This window comes from Sphaerotilus sp. (assembly GCF_013299175.1).
Taxonomy (GTDB): domain Bacteria; phylum Pseudomonadota; class Gammaproteobacteria; order Burkholderiales; family Burkholderiaceae_C; genus Sphaerotilus.
This window is the reverse complement of sequence record NZ_JAAFKF010000191.1, coordinates 1-3,477: the sequence shown is the minus strand read 5'-3', so window position 1 is coordinate 3,477 and position 3,477 is coordinate 1. Positions and strand designations below refer to the sequence as shown.

The 3,477-nt window shown below is 65.1% G+C and carries 2 protein-coding genes; both read right to left on the bottom strand.

Annotated features, from left to right (window positions below; translation table 11 throughout):
• Nucleotides 1-2,268: DUF4347 domain-containing protein (locus tag QZW52_RS19000; RefSeq protein ID WP_294001683.1), on the bottom strand; the 2,268-nt coding region annotated here is incomplete at its 3' end.
• Nucleotides 2,269-2,411: 143 nt separating this feature from the next.
• Nucleotides 2,412-3,477 (bottom strand): NAD(P)/FAD-dependent oxidoreductase (locus QZW52_RS18995; protein ID WP_294001680.1); only part of this gene is annotated, 1,066 nt, incomplete at its 5' end.

Here is a 3,477-nt window from a genome sequence, read left to right as displayed (position 1 = left end):
GAGGTTGAAGGTCAGTTGACCGGCGCCATTCAAACCCGGTCCGACATTCAGCCCCGTCAGGCCGGACATGGTCAGCGTGGCCGTGCTGGAGCTGGAAAATGCATAACGCCCCGTCAATCCGGCATCGGTTGCCGCGCCGGCACCGCTCTCGGTCCAGCCGGACGGCAGGTCGGCGTAATCGGTGAATCCGCCATTGACCACCGTATTGCCTGTCACGGTGGTCGAGACGAGATCAGAATTCAGGTCCACGGTCGGGGATAACTGCGGTGTCAGCGTGGTGGTGGCGCTGATGGCCGTCGAGGACATCTGGTTGTGCAGCGCAATCGTCACCGAGCGGCTCGCATTGCTGGCGCCGCTGCTGTAGAACATGACTTGCTGGAGCGCGTCCTGGTAGGCGGCTTCGGTGGCTGCGCCCGTCAAGCGAATGCGGTTGGGTGAAAGGGTATCGATGGTGATGCCTGCTGGCAGCAGCGAGGCGTTCACCGTCAGCGCATCACCCGACTGCGGATTGGTCAGCGTGATGGTGGCGTCGTTGATGTCGCCAATCACGTTGGTGATGGTGGTGTCCGCATCCACCACCGCGACAGGGGTGCCGCTGGCCGCTGAAAACGTCGCCTGGTAGCCCGAACCGCTGGCCCCGCTGCTGTTGTTGGCGTCCAGATCCAGGCGCGTATCCCCGTCGAAGGCGACGTGGTAGCTGAACGTGGTCGCGCTGTTGATGGCGCCCAATGTGTACTGGATGCCCAGGCCGTTGTCGGTACTCGGGTTGGTGTTCCAGGTGTTGACGATGTCGCCACCATTGTTGATGCCGCTGGCATACAGGTTGGCCCCGTTGTAGGCTGCCGAATAGTAATGGTCAAACTGGCGGCCACCGGTGGTCTCGGCAAAACCGACCATGGATTCATTGACCGTGCCGACACCTTTTCGAACGCCGACGAATGAGGGATCACCGGCGGTGTTGTTGTTGATCGCCAGATTGGGGTCGAGCGAAAAAGCCGGCCCGTTGTCGCCGCCGGCCAGATAAGTGTCCAGGGTGTGGTAATACTTGACGACGCTCGTGTTCGAGGTCGGCGCATATACCGTCACATTCTCGGTGAAGTATTTGTTGGGGGCGGCGTAGATGGTCTGGATCTGGACCATGAACTCGGTCGCTGCCGAGTAGGTATTGCTGCTGTCGGCGTCGTAGTAGACCTGCGTGGTCACGGTGTAGGGGGAGGCTTCAGTCCCTAGGCCGGTCAAGGTCTGGGCGCCGACGGATTTCCAGTTGGCGTCGATCGTGCCGCTGGCGCCCGTCGTGGTCGCACTTTGGCTTGCGCCGACCACGGTGTTGCCGATCGCGAGGTAAATGCCGTTGAACAGATTCGTGCTGGTGTCGGTCACGCCGGTGTTGTAGACCTGATAAACACCCTGGTACTGCACCTGGAGCTGCCCCAGATTGGTCACATAGACCCGCAATCCGTCAGACCCATCGGCCAGTGCGCCGCCGGTCGGATTGATGGTCGTCTGCACCAGCTCGCCGTCCCAGACCGGGGCGGACAGTGCGCGCGACTCGATGTCGCCTACCTTGGCCTCCAGATCCCAGTCGCCGCCGCGGGCAGCGGCACCTGTGGTGTCGGTGGAGGCCGCCACGTCTGCACCTGTGCTGGCGGCCAGTGCCTCGATGAAGGCTTGTCCGGAGACTCCCGCGCCTGCATCGCAGCCGTAGATCAGCACGTCCGCTTGTGCCGAGAGCGATCCCCGGATCGTGGTCAACGCCTCGGCATACTCGCCAGCGATCGATTCGGTGGTCAGCAGCGCGGTGCCCAGGTGGACTTGTCCTGCGTTGCCGTGCGACAGGATGTGGATGGCGTCGATGCCGGTGCGGCCGGCCAGCGCCTGGGCGATCTGTGCCACCCCGTTCTGGTTGCCCTCGATCAGCACGATGTCCACTGAACGGTCCAGCCCGGCGATCAGGGCCTGCACGTTCGGCAAGCTGGCGTCCACGAAGGCAATTTCATGGGACGGTGCTGCTGAAGTGGCACCGACCAATGCCGAGGCGGCCTCTTCCAGGCTCACTGGCTGCACTGCATCGATCGGCTGGGCGTGGGTGTCCGCGCCGGTGTCGGTGGGGTGGTCTCTGTGCAGGGGATCGAGCACCTCGGCCGCAGCAACGACCGCCGCGCCGTCAAACATCATCCGCGCCTCCAGCGCCACGAGGTGCGAGCGGGCAGAGGCCAGCTTGTTCGGTCGTTTCGGGGCGGGCGGCTGGTGCTTGGTGAAGAGGCTCATGGTGGACGTGTGCTCGGTGGAGTGATTAGTTATCCCTCCAGCGTGCCGTCTCAACCGCCATGGCCATTGAACGAACAATGGGCGGAATCGGCCCCGGTGCCTGCGATCGACCCTGCGTGCCGTGTGCGTCCGTCCGTGCTAGATCACGGCTTCACCACGCCGAGCAGGTCTGCTCCCAGCGCCTCGGCCACCTCGATGCCATCCACGCCCGCCGACATGATCCCGCCTGCATAGCCGGCACCTTCGCCGGCCGGGAAGAGTCCGCGCACGTTCAGGCTCTGGAAGTCGCGCCCCCGCGTGAGGCGCAGCGGCGACGAGGTGCGCGTCTCGACACCGGTCAGCACCGCGTCGGCCATCGAGAAGCCCTTGATCTGACGCTCGAACGCCGGCAGCGCCTCGCGGATCGCGTCGAGCGCGTAGACGGGCAGCGAGCCATTGTCCTTCTGCGCCAGATCGGTCATCAGCACCCCTGGCTTGTACGACGGCTCGACGCTGCCGAGCACGCGGCTGCGCTGGCGCTTGATGAAATCGCCGACGAGTTGCCCCGGCGCCTGGTAACCGCCTTCGCCGAGTTCATAGGCGCGGGATTCCCAGATGCGCTGGAACGCCATGCCGTCGAGCGGGTTCACCGGCCCCGTGCCGCCGGGGTCTTGCCGGTAGTCCTCGGGCGAGATGCCGACGACAATGCCCGCGTTGGCGTTGCGCTCGTTGCGCGAGTACTGGCTCATGCCGTTGGTGACGACGCGCATCGGCTCCGAGGTCGCCGCGACCACCGTGCCGCCCGGGCACATGCAGAAGCTGTAGACCGCTCGGCCGTTCTTCGCGTGGTGGACCAGCTTGTAATCCGCCGCGCCGAGGATGGGGTTGCCGGCGTTCGGGCCGAAGCGGGCGCGGTCGATGACGCCTTGCGGGTGCTCGATGCGGTAGCCGATGGAGAACGGCTTGGCTTCCATGTAGACGCCGCGCTCGTGCAGCATCGTGAAGGTGTCGCGGGCACTGTGGCCGAGCGCGAGCACGACATGGTCGGCGCGAATTTCCTCGCCCGAGGCCAGCGTCACGCCCCGGATGTGTCCGTCCTCGATCCGCACGTCGCTCACCCGCTGCCCGAAGCGCACCTCGCCGCCCAGCGCGATGATCTCGGCGCGGATCTTCTCGACCATGCCGACGAGCCGGAAGGTGCCGATGTGCGGCTTGCTGACGTAGAGGATT